This is a genomic window from Flavobacterium sp., assembly GCF_043722275.1.
In the GTDB taxonomy this organism is placed as follows: Bacteria; Bacteroidota; Bacteroidia; order Flavobacteriales; family Flavobacteriaceae; genus Flavobacterium.
The window spans coordinates 30,108-50,077 of sequence record NZ_JAYSPC010000128.1; the positions used below are offsets into that span (position 1 = coordinate 30,108).

14 protein-coding genes are annotated in these 19,970 nt (G+C 32.0%); 8 read left to right on the plus strand and 6 right to left on the minus strand.

The genetic code is table 11. The features are described from left to right. Positions 1–83: 83 nt before the first annotated feature. The 4 genes from ACHZDT_RS15800 to ACHZDT_RS15815 form a co-directional block, all read right to left on the minus strand. Positions 84–2,402, minus strand: a complete 2,319-nt coding sequence (locus ACHZDT_RS15800; RefSeq protein WP_394775585.1) for a BamA/TamA family outer membrane protein — start codon at positions 2,400–2,402, stop codon at positions 84–86. Continuing rightward, on the minus strand, positions 2,386–7,476 hold the full coding sequence (locus ACHZDT_RS15805) for a translocation/assembly module TamB domain-containing protein (RefSeq protein WP_394775586.1): 5,091 nt from the start codon (positions 7,474–7,476) through the stop codon (positions 2,386–2,388). Before ACHZDT_RS15805 ends, ACHZDT_RS15800 begins: the two co-directional genes overlap by 17 nt. A 207-nt stretch (positions 7,477–7,683) precedes the next feature. Next, entirely contained in the window at positions 7,684–8,643 is a 960-nt protein-coding gene (locus ACHZDT_RS15810; protein WP_394775587.1) for a GSCFA domain-containing protein, read from the minus strand. Positions 8,644–8,735: 92 nt separating this feature from the next. After that, positions 8,736–9,533 (minus strand): hypothetical protein, encoded by a 798-nt coding sequence (locus tag ACHZDT_RS15815; RefSeq protein WP_394775588.1) that lies wholly within the window; start codon positions 9,531–9,533, stop codon positions 8,736–8,738. Between the two features lie 157 nt (positions 9,534–9,690). On the opposite strand from ACHZDT_RS15815, the gene ACHZDT_RS15820 reads away from it, so the two are divergent. Beyond that, positions 9,691–9,990, plus strand: a complete 300-nt coding sequence (locus ACHZDT_RS15820; protein WP_394775589.1) for a hypothetical protein — start codon at positions 9,691–9,693, stop codon at positions 9,988–9,990. A 133-nt stretch (positions 9,991–10,123) separates the two neighbouring features. Beyond that, positions 10,124–10,855 carry a M12 family metallopeptidase gene (locus ACHZDT_RS15825; protein ID WP_394775590.1) on the plus strand — a complete coding sequence of 244 codons (732 nt, stop codon included), beginning with the start codon at positions 10,124–10,126 and terminating at the stop codon, positions 10,853–10,855. A 75-nt stretch (positions 10,856–10,930) separates the two neighbouring features. Here the strand turns inward: ACHZDT_RS15825 and ACHZDT_RS15830 are convergent, their stop codons facing one another. Continuing rightward, positions 10,931–11,710: a hypothetical protein gene (locus ACHZDT_RS15830; RefSeq protein WP_394775591.1), complete on the minus strand. Its 780-nt coding sequence runs from the start codon at positions 11,708–11,710 to the stop codon at positions 10,931–10,933. Between the two features lie 387 nt (positions 11,711–12,097). Here ACHZDT_RS15830 and ACHZDT_RS15835 point away from each other — a divergent pair, with 387 nt between their 5' ends. Then, positions 12,098–13,843 carry an ABC transporter ATP-binding protein gene (locus ACHZDT_RS15835; RefSeq protein ID WP_394775592.1) on the plus strand — a complete coding sequence of 582 codons (1,746 nt, stop codon included), beginning with the start codon at positions 12,098–12,100 and terminating at the stop codon, positions 13,841–13,843. A gap of 400 nt (positions 13,844–14,243) precedes the next feature. Here the strand turns inward: ACHZDT_RS15835 and alaS are convergent, their stop codons facing one another. Continuing rightward, entirely contained in the window at positions 14,244–16,910 is a 2,667-nt protein-coding gene (gene alaS / locus ACHZDT_RS15840) for an alanine--tRNA ligase (RefSeq protein WP_394775593.1), read from the minus strand. 256 nt (positions 16,911–17,166) lie between these two features. On the opposite strand from alaS, the gene ACHZDT_RS15845 reads away from it, so the two are divergent. From ACHZDT_RS15845 to ACHZDT_RS15865, 5 genes are all read left to right on the plus strand, one after another. After that, entirely contained in the window at positions 17,167–18,144 is a 978-nt protein-coding gene (locus tag ACHZDT_RS15845) for a peptidoglycan DD-metalloendopeptidase family protein (RefSeq protein ID WP_394775594.1), read from the plus strand. Positions 18,145–18,192: 48 nt separating this feature from the next. Next, complete coding sequence (locus tag ACHZDT_RS15850) at positions 18,193–18,525, plus strand: MerR family transcriptional regulator (RefSeq protein ID WP_213302398.1); 333 nt, start codon at positions 18,193–18,195, stop codon at positions 18,523–18,525. Positions 18,526–18,569: 44 nt separating this feature from the next. Continuing rightward, on the plus strand, positions 18,570–19,151 hold the full coding sequence (locus ACHZDT_RS15855) for a LemA family protein (RefSeq protein ID WP_394775595.1): 582 nt from the start codon (positions 18,570–18,572) through the stop codon (positions 19,149–19,151). Between the two features lie 91 nt (positions 19,152–19,242). After that, positions 19,243–19,680: a TPM domain-containing protein gene (locus tag ACHZDT_RS15860; protein WP_394775596.1), complete on the plus strand. Its 438-nt coding sequence runs from the start codon at positions 19,243–19,245 to the stop codon at positions 19,678–19,680. Between the two features lie 3 nt (positions 19,681–19,683). Beyond that, positions 19,684–19,970, plus strand: a 287-nt coding sequence (locus ACHZDT_RS15865) for a TPM domain-containing protein (protein WP_394775597.1), incomplete at its 3' end; no start/stop codon positions are given.

Genomic DNA, 19,970 nt, shown 5'->3' on the forward strand with positions numbered 1-19,970 from the left:
ATTTGCCACGAATTGCACAAATTTCACGAATTATTATTTGCGAATATTAATTCGTGAAATTCGTGGCAAAAAAACAAAAACTTTTAAAAAGGATAACCAATTGCGATATTCAAAATCAGGTTATCTTTTCGCCATGGTCCGCTTCCGAAATCAATATCTTTTAATACCCATCTTTCGCCTTGAGGCAAATACGGTTTTCGTAAAGGGAACGCTAAGTCTGTTCTCAAAATTAAAAAAGACAAATCAAAACGTAATCCGGCTCCGGCGCCTACTGCGATATCTTTCATGAAATCTTTAGTGATTTGTCCGCCTGGTTTATTGGGATCGGCGTTTAAAAGCCAAACATTTCCGGCGTCAACAAATAATGCACCACGAACAATACTAAAAAGTTTTGCCCTGTATTCTGTACTAAATTCTAATTTTAAATCTCCTGATTGATCCGGTAAATAATTGTTTGTTGTTTCTGTATTTAAATAACTTCCGGGTCCAAGTGATCTTGCTCTAAAAGCACGAATACTATTGGTTCCTCCCACAACAAATTGTTTTGATGTTGGCAGCGCGCCAGAATTTCCATATGGAAGTCCGGCACCAACAATAATTCTGCTTGCCCATTCACTTTCTTTGCTCAATTTTAAATAATGTCTGAAATCTGCTTTTACCTTTACAAATTGACTAAACGGAACGTCAAATATTTTTATAGTGTCATTCTTTTTGACATTTGCGCCTGTCACCAAACCTGTTACGTTTCCGGCTAAATCTAATTCTCCATTAAAATAGAAGGTGTTTTTTTTACGCTTTTGCATTGTATTGGTGTACGTAAACGAATATGTTGGACCAAAAATCAATTGCTTTTCGATTACTTTTTTTAGTGATTGATCATCTTCTGCATCTGCTAAATATTCTGCTGAAACATGATTCGGACTCACATAAGTAACATCCAACACATTTAATTGATGCTCCTTACGAATATTTTCTTTCCATAAGTATCCAAAAGATGCTTTAAAAGAATTCAATGCATATAATTGTGTTCTGTTTTGATATTCATATCTTAATGTTGCTTTAGTTCTCGGAATAAATTCACTTGAACCTGCAACTTTAAAAAATGGTATAATAAATCTTGGCCACGTCAAACTGGTTTCTGTTCCCAGTTTATAGATATTCTTGCCGTTATTTGTTCCCGAAAGCTGAAAATCGGCACCGCCAAAAACGGAAACGGTAAGCAATTCGGCACCGCGAAATAAGTTTCTGTTGTTCCAGTTTACGTTTACTTCTGTTCCTGTATAACTTGCCGAATTTGTTTTTCCTAAAACCTCAACTCTGATAAATTTCTTAGGTAAAAGCGTAAGATAATAATAGGAATCTAAGCTGTTCGGAATACTGTCTGAAGGTTTAAATTCATTTTTCACGAAGCTAAAAGTTCCCAGATTTACGAAACGGTTTAAGGTTAAATTATGGTCTTTTCTACTGTATAAATCTCCTTTTTTAAAATATATTGTTCTGTCAAAAACTCTTGGTTTAAAGGTGTTTGCGGTATCAATAATCGTAAAATCCTTGTATTGTACAATATCTTTTTCGGTATATTTAACACTGTCTTTTGAAACTGTAAAATTTGGGTAAACAATAATTTTATTGATTTTATAGGATGTAAGTGCTTTTGGCGGTGTATCAGGCTTTATTACCAGTCTAATTTTTACTTCATGATCGCCTTTACTGCTGTCAACCTGCGCTAAAATATTATCAGGATTAAAGTAAAAATAACCGCGTTCTTTAAGTCTTGCGTCTATTCTTTCTCTTTCTGCTTTTATAATATCCAAATCATACGGTTTTCCTACTTTCAATAAGCTTCTTCGGCTTGACCGTGCAATTATTTTTGACATTTTTAAGGAATCATCCGGAAAAGTCACGCTCGTAATAATGTATTGCTTTTTAGGAATCACCGTATATTCTGCAGTAACTCTTTTATTTCTAACGGTTGAATCTGCACTTACGCGGGTTTTAAAATAACCACGATTTTCTGTGAAATTTCTTAAAACCGAAGCATTATAATCTAAATCGACTTTACTAAAAAGCACTGGTTCTTCACCTACTTTAGTACGCAACCAATACCGAATTCCTTTTTGCTTTTTGGGTTCTCCTGCAATATTATAAATCCATAATTTAGGACGTAATCCTAAAAATTGCTTGTTGGGTTTTGGGCGCAATAAACCTTCAAGTTCTTTTTCCAGTTCTTTTCTGTCTTTCTTTTTAATAATAGAATCTTTTACTGTCACAGAACCGCCTGTGTACAATAAATCCCCTTCGGGCAAATATTTTGTATTGCTGCATCCAAAAACAAAAAATAAGGACAGCATCACAAAATATCTGATATATCTGGTTTCGATATTGCTATGTTTTTTGCTCATTTCCTTCAATTTGATTTTCTTCTTTTTCCTTGTCTTCTTTCTCTTTCTGTTTTCTTTTTTCCTTGCGTAGTTTTTCTTCTTTAATCATTTCTTTTTCTGCTGCACTACGATGAAAAAGCTCTCTGAATTTATTGTAACTCATTGTGATAATAAAGGCAACTCCTGTTTCTACAACCTGCCCTTCTACCGCAACCTGATATTCATTTTTTCGATAAGCACGAACCATATAACGTCCGTCTTTTGTCAATTGATAATCCAGCGCAACATCGCCCGCAATATTCGTACTTTCTTCATTGGCGCGTTCCTGGCCTTCGACTGCAAAACTGCTTCCTACGGTTACTTTTAATCTGTCGTCTAAGAGTTTTTTAGAAACTCCTACGTTTAAATCGGTTCTGTTTTCTCTGGTTCCCGTTGTATAATCATCTGTAGATTCAAGATCAAATTCTAGCTGAACTCCGGTAATTAATTCGCCGGCAAGATCATTTAATTGTTGCGAAAGTATTTTGCTCACACTTTGTCTCGCTAATGATTCTGCACTTGTTCCGCCGCTTTCACTCGCAAATGGATTTTCGCCAATAAATCTATTCAATAATAAAAGGGCAAAAACCTGTTTGTTTAATTCTGCCGGTTCTTGTCGCAATTGTTGCAGTTTTGTTTGTGTAAGCGAAACTACATCTGTCGAAACATCATAATTTCCGTCAGGAAGCACTATATCAAAAGTGATTTCAGGTTTCAGTAATTCTCCATTCATTTTTAATAACGTCTGAAACGGAATTTTCTGTTTATAGGTATTTCTAACTGTCGGATTATCGGTTGGCAATTGGTTTCCTAATAAATCAATTGGCGCAGTTTCAACTTTATAAATTGCCGTAATATTTAAACTTGCCATTGTAGGTTCGCCATTCCAGGTAATAGAACTTCCTTTTTGAATGTCGAACTTACGTCGGATCATATTGAAATTCATTTCATATGCTCCGTCCGAAAACTCATATTTACCTGTTAAAGTTGTTTTTCCGGAAGGGTCAATTCCGCCTGTAAGTTGCGCTTCTCCTTTTAGATTTAAATAATCTCCATTTCCTTTATCGATTACAAGCGTTAATTCGGCTTCTTTATCAATAGAAATTTCAACGCTCACATCCATTCCAACAAGTTGCGACTGATTCAGTTTGTTTTCCATTGCAATAGTTTGTTTCAGATACATATTATCTTCATCAACAAACTCTACAATACCTTCACGATCAGCAATTGATGGATCTGATTGTGGCAAAACAACTGAAAACTTCGTGTCTTTATTAATTTTTATATTTCCGCCAATAACAGGATTTTCAAGTGTTCCTTTTATGTCTAATTTAGTGTCTAAAATTAAATCTCCATAAAACAAATCATTATCTGTTTCTTTAGAATGTATGGCTCTAAAATCATCTGCAACAACGGTTAAACCAAAATCAAACTTGGTGTAATCTGCTGATTTAATTGTTCCGTCGATCGTTAACTCGTTATCATTTTCATCATGAAAAGTAAATTTATTAAATATAATCAGGTCATTTTGAAGCGTAATTTTTTCGTTCTGAGTTTTAAAGAATGAATTTAATTTTGTTACTCTGAAACCTGTATCCTTAAAATTTAATTCACCGTTTACTTTTGGCGCACTTGCATTTCCTGTAATTTTAAAATTTCCGTCTAAAGATCCTGTTCCATCGCTAATATTTCCCATCGTGAAACCTTGAATACTTTTGATATTCAGTTTGTTTAAATCTAAATTAAAATCAAGATTACCATCGTCAATTTTATAATTACCGGTCAATTTCATGTCATTTCCTTCTCCGGTAAGTGTGACATTTGCGGCTAATAAATTATTGGTTTTATTATTGACTTTTATCGCAATATCTCCAACAGGTTCACCTCTAAAAGCAAACTGATCAATTTTTAAATCAGATGTAAAAGTGGGTTTTGTCATTACATTTTCAACAACTGCGTTTCCATTAATCAAACCCTGCATCAAAAGTTTATCTTTTTTGACCATGTTCATAATGGTTTCGATTTTGAAGTTTACAAAATCAACTTTCAACGGCGCATTATCCTGTTCGCCTTGTGATTGAATTTTTAATTCGTTTCCGGAATTTGCTAAATAAAACTTGTTGATATAAAGTCTTTTTCCGCCAAATTCAATTGAATTTTCAGGATCAACTGTCCATTTATCATAATTTAGAATAAAGTTTTCTGCATCAATTTTAAATATGTTTTTTGAACCTTCTGATTTAAATTCTCCGGCAATAAAATATTGTTGTTTGTCTTTTGCATCTTTTACTTCAAGCGCATAAGTCAGGATATTATTTTGAACATTTCCTGACAAACTCGTAAACGGAATTTTTAAAGACCCGCTTTCAATTGTTGCCACAGAAATCATGTATTCTAACGCATTTTCTTTGGCTTCGATATTAATTTTTCCGTCGGCAATTGTATTTTCAGCGTAAACAATTCTTGGGATTGTACCTTTTATTTCTAATGAATCTGTTGCGTTATTGTATTTTCCTGTAAGATTTATAGGTTCTAAACCTGTCAATTTCGGAACCAGTTTAAAAAGTATTGGATCATTATCAATTTTTACCGTAAACGCTAATCTTTGCTCGTCTGCTTCTCCATTTACTTTTGGATTTTTTAAATCAATATATTTCGATAATGATTTTTTTATTGCCGATGTTAATGTTGTCAGTTTGTATTTTCCGTCTACTTCGGCTTTTAAAAACTGAGAAGATATTTTGATATTATTTCGGGTATTATCGGCGAAAGCAATTATACGAACCGAATCTAAAACAATTGGTTCTGCTTCTTGTAAAACCTGAATATTTGATAGAAAAACTTTTCCGTTTAAAAAATCAGGATTACTATTGGCGATATCTGCATCGACATTTCCGCGTAATTTCATTGGTCCGGCATGAAGATTCAGCTTTTCTAAATCGGCAATATCAAGGTTTAATTTTAATTTTATCGATGGATATTTGTCTTTTGTATCGCCGCTCGCAACAAGATCAAAATGCAAATTAGGATCTTTCATTCCTGATTTTACAGCAAATGATCCGTTTGCAATATTTCCCTTTAAAGCTAAATCTCTATAAGTATATTTATTAAAAACTGCTTTTTGAACCAATCCGTCAACTTGTGCCTGAGCCGTTTTTGGGTCTAAACCATTTCCTTTTACTTTCGCTTTAAGCGTAATTTTTCCTATTGAATCATTTTTGATTAATTTACCTAAATCGAAATCCAACAAATAAACTGTTGCGTCGTATTTCTCTTTTTTCTTAACACGCTGATCAAATAATCCATCAACTTTTGCATTTCCAAAACTACTGTTTAAAGCCAAATTGGTTTTGAAATTCTGAATTGAACCTTTGAATTTTCCCTGTAAATTTAATTGTGAAGGAAGTTGAATGTTTTTCGGAATTGTTCCTGCAGGAATAAACGAATATATATCTTTTGAAGTGCTTGAAAGTTTCTTGATATTTACATCATAATAGGCTTTTTTGGCATCTGGCAAACCTTTTATTTTCCCCGAAAGAGAAACTCTGGTCGTTCCTATTCCGCTCATTTCGAATTGCGGAATATCAAGGTCTTTTATTTTTCCGCTTAAGCGTGTATTCAAATATATAATTGCATTTGGATTGCTTTTAAACGGATTTGTGTTTTGTAAATCCGGCACAAATAACAAAATGTCTTTAAAGCCAATTTTTGACTGATTTAGATTTGCATCTAATGAAAGATTTCCTAAATCTTTAGAAATTGTTTTAATAGAAGCATACGCAACTTTGACTTTATTTTGAAGTAAAGTTTGTGGCGTTTTTAAATATAAATCGTTTAAATAAGCATTTTTAGGTCCGTAAAAAAAGTTGGTTTTTAAGGACTGAATTTGTAATCCACTTTTATCGTTTGCCGTTAATGCTTTTATATTTCCTGAAATAGTGTCATTTCCGTAATATAATTTCTCTGCCTGTAATTTGAAATTATTTAAATCAAGATGACTGTAATCAATTCCTTTTACGACAGGTTTTGAATCCATATTATCAAATTTGAAAGCGATATCGTGAATGTCAACATCATTCAATTTTACTTTCCAACCTGCTTGTTTTATTGCCGTTGAATCTAAATCAGGAGCTTTTATTTGTTTGTCTTTTGATCCTAATCGTAAATTTCCTTTTAGATTTTTTAATTCGAAAGTATCAAAATCTAAAAGCTGATTATTCAAATCGATTTTATTAACCGATAAATCCAGATTGCCTAATTTAATTCCCGAATCTAATTTTGAATCTTTATTGTCATAAGCGATATCAATTTTAGATAAACTGATTTTCCCTAATTTTAAATTGAAGTCTTTTCGTTTCGAAATTGTATCTACGGTTTTTACTGAAACTTCGGCAATTTTTTGAACAACATCTTGATCTAAAATCAATTTTAATCCGTCTAATTTAATATTAGGGATATCAAATTTCATATTATCCAGATCGAATTCTTTGAATTTTGTATCAAAATGTGTCAGATTTACTTTAATATCATTTTTAGCAAAATCATCTTTAAAATTAAACTTAACATTGTCAAGATTTACATCTACGACGGATATTTTGAAGGGTTTACTATTAGGATCTTCTACTTTTGGTTCTTTTGATTCGAAAGCTTTTATGATATAATCAAAATTGAAAACGCCGTCTTTATTTCTGGAAATATTAGCCGTTATATTTTCAAGTGAAACCGAATTAATTTCTAATTCGCTGCTTATTAATTTAAAAAGATCTACATCAACCTCTAATCTTTTACCTGCCAATAAAGTGTCTTTTTTTTGATCTTCAAAATAGAAACCTTCAAGAACTACATCTTTAGGAAATTTTATAGAAATATGATCTAAGGAAACTTTGGTTTTTATCTTGTTATGAAGGTAAGTTATCGCTTTATCTTTTGCATAATTTTGAATAGAAGGAACCTGAATTAAAATTATTATAAGCAACAAAAGCGCAATAATAGAACCCACGCACCAAAGCAGTATACGTAGTGTTTTTTTAAGAAAATGAATTGGTTTTTTATTCATACGTCAATAAAACACGTTTAAATTAAAGTTGCGTTATTATAAGGCTGTACTTATACAGTCTACAAATTTGAGAATTTTAAACCTCAACAATTTACATAATTACACGCAATTATTCTAAAATTTTACGGACAAATAGTTGTTTTCTTACTTTTATTTTGATGCCAAAGGCACGAAGACACTACGTTTTTTTGACCACTATAACTTAATCTAAAACTTGATATGCGACCAATTTTTTTCGACAATACTTATCTTTTCCTGAAGTTTAGCAAGGAATTTTTTATGCTGTTCAGATTCCGGATTAAAGCTTCGATGACGCAGACTTTTTTGAATATCTGAGATTTCTTCCATAGTTTTTATACTATTTTCTGAAATATAACTCTCGCTGAATTTATGCCAGATATAATCTATCGCAACCTGATTAGGATGCAGCATATCTTCGGTATAAAAACGATAATCACGAAGTTCATCCATCATGATTTCATAGGAAGGAAAATAGTTATGAGTTGTAAGTTGTAATTTGTGAGTTTTTAAAACCTGATGAAGCGACGCAAATAAATGTGATTTGCTGAGTTGATTTTCTGCAAAACCATCTTTGATATGTCGAACTGGGGAAATTGTGAATATAAAGTTGATTTCGGGATTTAAAGTCTGGATTAAATCAATTGTATTTTGAATGCTTTGCTCAATTTCATTTACGGATAATAATTGTTTTGCAAATTGCTTTTGAGGTACTTTATGGCAATTGGCAACTATTTCGTCGCTTTCGATATTCCTGTAAATCCAGGAAGTTCCGTAGGTAATTATAATGTGCGTGGCTTCTTTTAATTGTTTGCCGGTTTCTAAAATAGCTTTGTTTAGTGTTTCCAGCAATTCTTGTCGATCCGGATTACTTAAATCCGAATGTACTTCGTAACTCTGCCAGCGTTCGTTATAAAAAAAAACATCTTTCTCTGTATAGAATTCCTGTTTAATTATTCGGCTAATAATTTTCTCGATCGAAACCGGATTAAAAATTATCCCAAACGGATTTGTTTGATTTTGAAATTTAAAATAATCAAATTTCTCCGCCATATTTTCGGCAAAACAAGAACCAATAGAAATTATCTTTGAATTATAATCAATCGGATTATTAGTTTTAGAAATTGGTATTTGGGTTCTGAATTGCATGGTTTTAATTTAAACACGAATTTCACGAATTTTCACCAATAAAAAAACCAAATACAGAAGTATTTGGTTTTTGTTAGAAATAGAATATTTGCTTAATAAGTATATTCTATTATTTCAATTATTTGATCAGCATAATCATAAGTTGTTTTTTTTATTGGATACCCTTCAGAATTGTATTCATATTTCATAACATATTCGAAAGGTTCAAATACAATTGTTGATTTTGAACCTTGAATATGATGGACTCTATACCTAGTTATATTATTTACTGAAGAAATATTTATTTCATTATAAAAATCAAGCTGATCGATCAGTAAATTCAATCCTGTAACATTTTTAAAGACATTGTTATTCTTATCATATTCATAATAAGAATTACTAATAACATCATATGAGTCTCCCCAATTATATTCTGATTTAACTATATTTCCATTCAAGTGAGTAAAAACCATGTCTTCATCGCATTTTGACTCTTTTCCGGTTTTGTTGTCAAAATTATACACCTCTTTTTTAATAGAGCCGTCACCATTATTGATATATAGAAATCTTGTTTCTTTTCCGTTTAACAATTTTGTAACAGTTTTTAAACTATCATTTGAATAGCTATATGATTTTTCAATATAGCTATTACCGTTATCTCGATATTGAATTTCTTTTACTATTCGATAGCCATCATAAACAAAATCAATAGATACAAATTCATTAGAAACACTTACAATTTTATTACTATCATAAGTAAAAGTTGTGGTTTGATAAGTCTTATTATTTTGATCTTTATATATTATTTTTTTTGGCAAAATTAAACTAGTAGAATCTTTATTCTCCTCTGTAGAACAAGAATTCAAAAGCAAAAGCAGCAATGGTAAATAATAAAATAAAATCTTTTTCATAATATCTGTTTTAAGTCTTAAACAAAAGAAATCTTTTTCTAAAAGCACCACGTCCACGATAAGTTTTAATTATAACACTTTAAGACATATTAAAGTATTATACGTTTTTTGTAGTCTTTTTACATGTAAATTGCAAGCTAACTTTAATCGATATAAAATGAAAAAACTAAAATTCGTAATTGCTGGTTTTGCATTTATTTTTTTCTCTTGTGATAAGAATAACGAAACTACGCCAAACTCATTCTCTTCTACCAACGAAACAGAAATGTGTACATTTGATTTAATAAATTCACAAAAGAATATAACTGCAAAATCAAACGCAGCGATCATTAATACACACAGATGGGAAACTGGTCAGGTTATAAAAATTAAATTCTTAGATGGAACTGGAACTCAACATGAAATAGTAAAAAAATATGCAGCTGAATGGCTAAAAATACGCAAATCTAAAATTTGAATATGTCTCTAAAGATCAAGATTCCCATATTAAAATTGCCTTTTATATAGGTAGTAGTGGTTTTTGGTCTCAACGAGGAGCGATAATAATGTATCCAAGTCCACTTTATGCTACTGTTCAAAATACACCAACGATGCGGTTAGGTCATGTTACTGATATTCCAAGTGCTAAAGAAACTATATTACATGAATTTGGACATGCTTTAGGTTTAGAACATGAACACCAAAGTCCTAATGCAAATATTAAATGGAATTTATCAGAGGTTTATAAGTATTTCAAGGATAGCCAAGGATGGACAACAGATGAAATAAATCTATTTGTAATCAATAAAGCAAACAGTACTAATTATAGCGAATATGATCCACTCTCAATTATGCATTATGCTATACCTGCATTTCTTACAACTGATCGCGTTGCCGTATACAGCACAAAAGAATTATCGACAGTTGACATAAACTCAATAAACAAATGGTATCCTTTCCCGATTAGATCAGTTATAGAATCTGGAGAAAGAATTGATTTTATTCCTTGGCAGCAATCAGTAAAATCACCTAATGGAAAATATGAATTACATTTTTTCAACAACGGTTCTCTCTCGATTATAGACCTTACAACTAATACTTTCGTATGGGATGTTGGTAATCATAGTACATACAATAAACAAACCTCATGCCATCTGGATGCAAATGGAAATCTTATAATTAGAGGAGCAAGAACTCATACACTTGGAGCAACTAAATACACAGCATGGAGTAGCAATACTTCAGAATTTCCCGGAGCAAAATTACATTTACAAGATGATGGTAATCTTGTATTAATTTATAACGGACTTATTAAGTGGTCATCGAAATTAGGTAAGGTGTAAAAAAACATGAATTAAAAAAAATCCCCAAATCAACTAAATGCTGATTGGGGATTTCTTTTATTATGAAAAAACTAATTAGTAAGCAATCTCAAGTTTAAAAGAATCTTTAGCATCTCCTGCAGATGCTTCAGTAAGGAAATTACTGCCATTGTATTTATTAGTAGTTGTTACAGTTGCTGTTTCAACAACTTTTCCATTACTATCATAATCTACAGTAGTATTTGTTACTGTATTATTTACTGATGAGAAATCAAAATTGTCATCTAGATCCAATAAAAGTTTTACTCCTGTTATGTTAGTAAAAGGACTTTTCTTATCATCAAATGTACTTGTAACTTTTTCTTTTGTACCATCAGCATATTCTGTTGAAACCAGATTTCCGTTTGAAAAAGTATAAGTAGTAGTCCCATCATATTGAGTTTCTATCTTATTCTCTATTGAAGATGATTTTGTCGTAATAGTACCGTTTGCATTATAAACTAAAGTTAATTTTGACTGAGTCGTTTTATTAGCTTCTCTAGTAGTAATTCTAGAAACTAATTTACCACCTTCATATGCATAAACATCAGTAGAATATAAAATACTTGAACGGTATAACTCAACTTTAGTTATAACGTCACCTGTATACGTGTAAACAGTTCTGGAAGCATCTGTAGTAGCGATGTCTTTTAATTTGTTTCCGTCATAAGTTAAAGTATAAACAAGACTTCCTGATTTTCCGTTTTCAACAGTTGTTTCAGTAATTTTTGTTGGTAATAGTGTTGCAGATGCAGTATCTGTTGAAGAATCATCACTAGAACAAGAAGAGATTAGTACCATCGATAAGGCACTGAAAAAGAATAAAACTTTTTTCATTTTTTTATAGGTTAAATTTGTAATTGTCGCAAACGTAATAAAACCCAAAATCAAAACCTTACGGGATTCCACATTAAAACTTAAAAAAACAAATAAATAAATTTAAATATTTTATAATACACTAATATAAAACAACATATATAAGTAATTACCTTAATAATAAAATTTAGCAAAAAAGCAAAACACAGTATAAATACTTAGGTGTTTTCTTATTTTTTATTGCTTCAGCGTTAAAAAAACATCTTTATACAAAATTAAAACATTCAAGAGTTAAAAAAATAAACTGATAATTTAAGCTGTAAAAAAAATTACAGTTTTAATAACAAAAAGCAACTTTACAAAGCCAAACTATTCACTACTTTTGCATCTCTAAATTCAAACTCACATATGAAATTATTATATTCTTATATAATCAAACACAAAATGCTTTTACTTTTTGCGTTGATTATGGCCTCTATAAACATTTGTTTCAGCTTATCAGACTCTATTATTACCGGTAAATTAATGCAGGATTGCGGTGTTGGTTTGCATAAATACGCAGGAAACGAATTAGGATTCATAAAATCTTTATCCTTCTGGCTTGGGCTTTCGCTTGGTGCAGCGATGATTTCCAGAATTACTAAAAACTTTCAGGATTATTTTACTAATGTTGTGATTCAAAGAACAGGAGCTCAAATGTATACTGACGGAATCAAGAAATCACTTGATTTGCCTTACGCAGAATTCGAAGACCAACGAAGCGGCGAAACTTTAAGTAAATTGACGAAAGTACGTTCTGATTCTGAAAAATTAATTACGCTTTCGATTTCCTTAATCTTTCAAACTATTATCGGGTTCATATTTGTAATTGTTTACGTTGCCAGAATCGATTATCGTATTTCACTTATCTTTTTAGTAACCGCGCCTATTATTGCTTTAATTAGTTCTTACTTAGGTAAAAAAATCAAAATCGTTTCCCGAAAAATTGTGAATCAAACGAATGCTTTGGCTGGTTCTACAACTGAAAGTTTAAGAAACATCGAACTTGTAAAAAGTCTTGGATTAACCTATCAGGAAGAAAAACGTCTGAATTTAAACACTTTTAAAATTCTTCAATTAGAACTGGAAAAAATTCGTTTTATCAGAAGTTTGAGTTTTATTCAGGGAACAACAGTTCACTTTTTAAGAACTTGCGTCGTGTTTACTTTATACTATTTCTTGTTTGGACATAAAATAATAGTTGGTGATTTATTAACGATGGTATTTTTTACTTTCTTTATTTTTGGGCCTTTACAGGAATTAGGAAATTTCATTATTGCTTTGAATGAAACCAAAGTTTCAATGGAAAATTTCAAAATTTTATTAAGCGCTCCAAAAGAATTTCGTCCAAAAACGCCTAAACATGTCGGCGCAATTCGATCTTTACTTTTTTCGGATGTAAGTTTCAAGCATAAAACAGCCAAATTCAAAGCGGTCGAAAATATCAATTTTGAAATTAAACAAGGTGAAACCGTAGCATTTGTTGGTCCGTCCGGTTCTGGGAAAACAACATTGGTAAAATTATTAGTCGGATTATATACGCCCGCAGAAGGTCAGGTTCTTTATAATGATATTGATTCTACCGAAATTGATTTATTAGATTTACGAAAACAATTGGGGTTTGTAACTCAGGATGCACAATTATTCTCAGGAACAATTCGTGAAAACCTTTTATTTGTAAGACCTAATGCAACAGATGAAGATTTATATGATGCTCTTAAAAAAGCGAGTTGCGAAAAATTATTGCAACGCGCCGAAGATGGTTTAAACACTACAATTGGTGAAGGCGGAATTAAAGTTTCCGGTGGTGAAAAACAACGTTTATCAATCGCCCGTGCCATTTTAAGAAATCCGAATTTATTGATTTTTGATGAAGCAACTTCTGCTTTAGATTCTATTACCGAAGAAGAAATCAATACTACAATTAGAAATATATCTGATCAAAACAGAATTACGGTTTTAATTGCCCATAGATTATCGACTGTATTACACGCAGATAAAATATTTGTACTGGAACAAGGTAAAATTATTGAATCCGGTAAACATGAGGATTTGATTATTGAAAAAGGTTTGTATTATGCTATGTGGCGCCAGCAAATTGGCGAAAGAAAGTAAGTTTTTTTTAAGGTTCTAAGTTGCTGAGACTCTGAGTTGCTAAGTTTTTCAATAGCGTCCAGCTTTAGCTGGATGGAAAAAATAAATTAAAGTTAAGGGGCTTTAGCCAAACTGTTACGTTTGGGTAAAGCCCGTTTTCCTTTTAACTTAATAGCTTTTGTTTAAACTAATCTCAAACCTACTATTTGTCATTTTCGCAGGAGATCACATCACAATATTCGCCAACAATGTGTTCTCAACGCATGCGATTTCTCCTTCGTCGAAATGACATAAAATGAGAAAAAAATATAAATTCTATAAATACAAAACCCGACAGGTTTTTAAAAACCTGTCGGGTTTGCTTTTTGGATCGTATAAAAAACTTAGAACCTTAGTAACTTAGATTCTTAGCAACTTTTCTTTACTTCACGAAATCAACTGCGTGAGACAAAGCCTCAGCAATTCCGTTTACATTTTTACCTTTTCCAGATGCGAAGAAAGGCTGTCCTCCTCCATTTCCTTCAATATATTTTCCTAATTCTTTGATAACTGCATTTGCATTTAAGCTTTTGCCTACTACTAATTCTTTAGAAATATAACAGTGAATATTTGGTAAACCATCTTCTATAGAAGCTAAAAACACAAACGAATCTGCTTTTGAACTTCCTAAAGCCGAAGCTAAATCTTTAGTCGACGCCATGCTTAAATCTACTTGTTTTGCTAGGAAATTGATTCCGTTTACTTCTTGGAAGTCTTTCTCTAATTCAGATTTTAATGCTCCAACTTTTTCTTTAAGCAATTGCTCAATCTGTTTTTTCAATTTCGCGTTATCTTCTTGTAATGAAACAACAGCTTTAATAGTATCCTGCGGATTTTTTAACGTTTCTTTTATTTCGGATAAAGTATTCTCTTGATTTTGATAGAATTGTTTTACCGCATCACCTGTAATCGCTTCAATACGACGGATTCCAGCTGCTACTGCGCCTTCAGAAAGGATTTTGAAATGCCAGATTTCTGCCGTGTTTTTCACGTGAATTCCACCGCAAAGTTCTTTACTTTCTCCAAATTCAATCATACGGACATTATCTCCATATTTTTCTCCAAATAAAGCCATTGCACCTTTATCTAATGCTTCTTTAATTGGGATATTTCGGTGTTCTGTCAATTGCAATTGTGCTTCAATTTGTGCATTTACCCTTGCTTCAACCTGACGTAATTCTTCGTCTGAAACTTTAGAGAAATGCGAAAAGTCAAAACGCAAATAGTTCGGGTTTACTAATGAACCTTTTTGCTCTACGTGAGTTCCAAGAAGGTTTCTCAAAGCCAAATGCATTAAATGCGTAGCCGAGTGATTTTTAGAAGTTGCACTTCTTAAATCGGTATTTACTTTTGCTGTAAAACCAGCTTCAATATTTTCAGGTAATTGTTTTGCAAAATGCAAAATCAGGTTATTTTCCTTTTTAGTATCAATGATTTCGATAGTTTCGTTTGCAGAAACTAAAACTCCTTTATCACCAACTTGTCCTCCACCTTCAGGATAAAATGGTGTGTTGTCAAGAACGATTTGGTATAGAACTCCGTCTTTTTTAGAATCTACTTTACGGATTCTGGTAATCTTTACGTCATTTTCTACTTTATCGTAACCTACAAATGTTTCCACATTTCCTGGAATCAAAACCGACCAATCTTCTGTCGAAACTTCTGATGCTGCACGTGAACGTGCTTTTTGCTTCTGCAACTCTGTTTTGAAACCTTCTTTATCATAAGTAAAGCCGTTTTCTTTTAATATAAGTCCAGTTAAATCTTCAGGAAAGCCGAAAGTGTCATATAATTTAAAAATATAATCTCCATCAATTTCAACTTTAGCTTTAGAAATATTATCTGTGTGAGCCAACATTAAATCATTCAACAAAATTAGTCCCTGATCCAAAGTTCTCAAGAAAGAAGCTTCTTCTTCACGAATTACATTGGTAACAAATTGTTGCTGTAATTTAATTTCAGGGAAAAATTCTCCCATTTGATTCGCTAAAACTTCTACCAATTTATTGATAAAAGGCTCTTTAATATCTAAAAATGTAAATCCGTAACGAATTGCACGACGCAAAATTCTACGTATTACATAACCTGCACCGGTATTTGATGGTAATTGTCCGTCAGCAATTGCAAACGCAACCGCACGCACGTGATCTACAATTACACGAATCGCAATATTGGTTTTATTTTGTTCTTCAGTCTCTTCGACTCCGCTCAGAGCGACATCGTTTGGAGTATATTTCAATCCTGTAATTTGTTCTACTTTCTCGATAAGCGGTGTAAAAACATCTGTATCATAATTTGATGTTTTTCCTTGTAAAGCCATACACAAACGCTCAAATCCCATTCCGGTATCTACATGTTGTGCAGGAAGTTTTTCTAATGAACCATCGGCTTTACGGTTGAATTCCATGAATACATTATTCCAGATTTCCACTACTTGCGGGTGATCATTATTTACTAAACTTTTTCCTGAAACTTGCGCTTTTTCTTCTGCTGAACGTAAATCGACATGAATCTCAGAACAAGGTCCGCATGGTCCCTGATCTCCCATTTCCCAAAAATTATCTTTTTTATTTCCAAGAATAATTCGGTCTTCATCAATTAATGTTTTCCAGATATCCCAAGCTTCCTGATCAAATGGAACATTATCTTCTTTGCTTCCTTCAAAAACAGAAACATAAAGGTTTTCTTTCGGGATTTTATAAACTTCTGTCAATAAAGTCCAAGCCCAATTGATTGCTTCTTTTTTAAAATAATCACCAAAAGACCAGTTCCCTAACATTTCAAACATGGTATGATGATATGTATCAAAACCAACATCTTCAAGATCGTTATGTTTTCCTGAAACACGAAGACATTTTTGCGTATCAGCTATTCTTTTACTTTTTGGAGTTCCGTTTCCTAAAAAATATTCCTTAAACTGGGCCATTCCCGAGTTATTGAACATAAGAGTTGGATCGTCTTTAAGAACGATAGGTGCAGATGGAACAATTAAATGTCCGTTGCTTTTAAAAAAGTCTAAAAATTGTTTACGTACGTCTTGTGATTTCATATTTATTAATGTGACAATTTGATAATGTGTCAATTAGAAAATTACTTAATATTTCAATTTGATAATCTGATAATTTAAAATAAAAAACTTACGGCTTTAAACAATAAATCTCCTACTTAATACATTATCTAATTATATAATTGACACATTATCTAATTGATTTATTCTTGAAAAAAAGCTTCGAACAACTGAAACATTTATTAAATTTGTTCGACTAACTTATTTTACAAGCTGCAAAAATAGGGTATTTTAAAATATGGCGAAAGTAAAATATTATTACGACTCGGAAAATCTGGCTTATACAAAAATAAAAACCAGAAAAAGGATCAAAATCGGTTATGCGTTACTGTTTTTGCTGGCTTCGGCGTTATTTGGCTTTTTAGTTTTTGTGCTTTTAATCAATACTCCGTATTTCGAAACTCCAAAAGATCGCTTACAAGCACGTGAAATTGAGAATTTGAAATTGCAATATTCTATTTTGAACAAAAAAATGGATGAAATTGATGATGTTACCGAGGCTTTAGAAAACAGAGACAACAATATTTACAGGGTTTATTTTAATAAAACCGAAATTCCGGATTCTATCAGAAAAGCTGGTTTTAGAGATCCTAAACGTTATAAGGACTTAGAAGGTTATAATAACTCACAATTGGTTTTAAATACCACAAAACGAATTGACCGATTATCAAAAGAATTAGCGATTCAATCTAAATCATTAGATGAAATTTTGAAATTAGCGAGCGTAAAAGGCAACTTATTATTAGCGATTCCGGCAATTCAGCCTGTTCGAAATGAGAATTTAAAACGAATGGCTTCGGGTTTTGGATATCGAACAGATCCTTTCACGAAAGTGCGAAAAATGCATAACGGAATGGATTTTACTGCCAATACAGGTTCTCCGGTTTATGCCACGGGCGATGGCGTTGTCGAAAGGGCTGATGCTGCTGCTTCGGGATTTGGAAATCATGTCGTGATCAGGCACGGTTTTGGATACGAAAGTTTGTATGCGCATTTGAGCAAATACAATTGCAGAGCGGGTCAGCATGTAAAACGAGGCGATGTTATTGGCTTTGTGGGAAGTACCGGAAGATCCGAAGGTCCCCATTGTCATTACGAAGTTCATAAAGACGGAAAAGTCGTAAACCCGTTGAATTTTTATTACGGAAATATCTCGGCGGTAGAATATGTCGCAATTTCACAAATGGCGAACCAGGAAAACCAGTCATTAGATTAATCCTCCAAAAAGTTGTATTTTTGGAATAAAAACAGAAAATTACAAATCATGCATATTGAGCTTTCAAAAGATAAAAGGTATTATAGCATTGGCGAAGTTGCCAAAGCTTTTAATGTCAATGCATCGTTGATAAGGTTTTGGGATAGCGAATTTGATATCTTAAAACCAAAAAAGAATGCCAAAGGCAACCGAATGTTTACGCCCGAAGATATTACCAACCTGCAATTGATTTATCATTTAGTTAAAGAAAGAGGTTTTACACTCGATGGCGCCAGAACACATTTGAAAGAAGGACAAAAGAAAACATTAGATAAATTCGAAATAATACGTAAATTAGAGACGATAAAATCACAATTGAACGAAATTAAAAACGAATTATAATATATTTATTAAATAAATCAGAACAAACTTAAATCAAAACAGATATGAAAAAATGGTTAATCCCCGTAGGAATTATTATAGCAGTAATTGCTATTATTGCTTTTTGGTCAATTGGAATTAAAAACACCGGGTTACAAAAAAATCAAGCAGTTAATAAAGAATGGGGAAATGTTAGTACAACTTACCAAAGAAGAAATGACCTTATTGGGAATCTTGTAAACACAGTAAAAGGTGCGGCAGATTTCGAAAAATCAACTTTAACAGCTGTTATTGAAGCAAGAGCAAAAGCTACATCTGTAACTATTGATCCAAGTAATGTAACTCCTGAGCAATTAGCACAATACAATCAGGCTCAAAGTGGCGTATCATCTTCATTGTCAAGATTATTAGTTTCAGTAGAACAATATCCAACGTTGAAAGCAAATGAAAATTTTCTGAAATTACAAGACGAATTGGCTAGTACAGAAAACCAAATTTTAACTGCAAGAACTCGTTTTAATGAAGCTGTTCAGGATTATAATGGTTATATCCTTTCTATCCCGAACAAATGGTTTTTAGATTACAAAGAAAAACCATACTTTGAAGCTGTTGCAGGTGCTGATAAACCAGTTGAAGTAAAATTCTAAATTTAGACTTTTTAGATTATTAGACTTTCTTAGAAATTAAGATTTAGTCTAAAAATCTAATATCTATTATCTAATATCTAAAATAACTCCAATGTCAAAAGTAGAAGATTTTTTGTCCAAAGAAGAAGAACAAGATATTGTTGAAGCTATTCGCGTAGCCGAAAAAAACACTTCTGGCGAAATTAGAGTACATATAGAACAAACAACTTCTAAAGTTCCTTTTGACAGGGCTTTAGAAGTTTTTTATGAATTAAAAATGAATGAAACCCGACTTCAGAATGGGGTTTTGTTTTACTTTGCCGTGGCCGATAAAACATTTGCTATTTGCGGAGACAAAGGCATAAATGATGTTGTGCAATCGGATTTTTGGGATTCAACCAAAGAAAAAATGGTAACTCAATTTAAATCAGGAAATTTCAAGCAAGGAATCGTTGATGGCATTTTAAGTGCAGGCGAACAATTGAAAAACAATTTCCCTTGGTTTGAAGGTGATACTAACGAATTATCAAACGAAATATCAAAAGGTTAAATGATGAAAGATTCCAAAAATAAGATCACAAATTCCAAAAGAATTTTTCAGTTTACTTTTTTGCTATTAGCGTTTTTTACTGCTAATTCTATTTTTGCACAGTTTACAATTCCTGAAAAACCAAGTCTTCAAACTTCTGTTTATGATTATGCGAATGTTTTAAGCGCAACTGAAAAATCACAGCTTGAAGAAAAACTAATTAGATATTCTGATTCTACTACAACTCAAATTGTAGTGATTATAATTGAAAGCTTAAAAGGTGAAGATGTTTCTCAATTAGCTACAAAATG

Bases quoted from the DNA above. Each gene is read 5' to 3' on its own strand.
- ACHZDT_RS15800 (WP_394775585.1), bottom strand. From the start codon at position 2,402: ATGAGCAAAAAACATAGCAATATCGAAACCAGATATATCAGATATTTT.
- ACHZDT_RS15805 (WP_394775586.1), bottom strand. From the start codon at position 7,476: ATGAATAAAAAACCAATTCATTTTCTTAAAAAAACACTACGTATACTG.
- ACHZDT_RS15810 (WP_394775587.1), bottom strand. From the start codon at position 8,643: ATGCAATTCAGAACCCAAATACCAATTTCTAAAACTAATAATCCGATT.
- ACHZDT_RS15815 (WP_394775588.1), bottom strand. From the start codon at position 9,533: ATGAAAAAGATTTTATTTTATTATTTACCATTGCTGCTTTTGCTTTTG.
- ACHZDT_RS15820 (WP_394775589.1), top strand. From the start codon at position 9,691: ATGAAAAAACTAAAATTCGTAATTGCTGGTTTTGCATTTATTTTTTTC.
- ACHZDT_RS15825 (WP_394775590.1), top strand. From the start codon at position 10,124: ATGCGGTTAGGTCATGTTACTGATATTCCAAGTGCTAAAGAAACTATA.
- ACHZDT_RS15830 (WP_394775591.1), bottom strand. From the start codon at position 11,710: ATGAAAAAAGTTTTATTCTTTTTCAGTGCCTTATCGATGGTACTAATC.
- ACHZDT_RS15835 (WP_394775592.1), top strand. From the start codon at position 12,098: ATGAAATTATTATATTCTTATATAATCAAACACAAAATGCTTTTACTT.
- alaS (WP_394775593.1), bottom strand. From the start codon at position 16,910: ATGAAATCACAAGACGTACGTAAACAATTTTTAGACTTTTTTAAAAGC.
- ACHZDT_RS15845 (WP_394775594.1), top strand. From the start codon at position 17,167: ATGGCGAAAGTAAAATATTATTACGACTCGGAAAATCTGGCTTATACA.
- ACHZDT_RS15850 (WP_213302398.1), top strand. From the start codon at position 18,193: ATGCATATTGAGCTTTCAAAAGATAAAAGGTATTATAGCATTGGCGAA.
- ACHZDT_RS15855 (WP_394775595.1), top strand. From the start codon at position 18,570: ATGAAAAAATGGTTAATCCCCGTAGGAATTATTATAGCAGTAATTGCT.
- ACHZDT_RS15860 (WP_394775596.1), top strand. From the start codon at position 19,243: ATGTCAAAAGTAGAAGATTTTTTGTCCAAAGAAGAAGAACAAGATATT.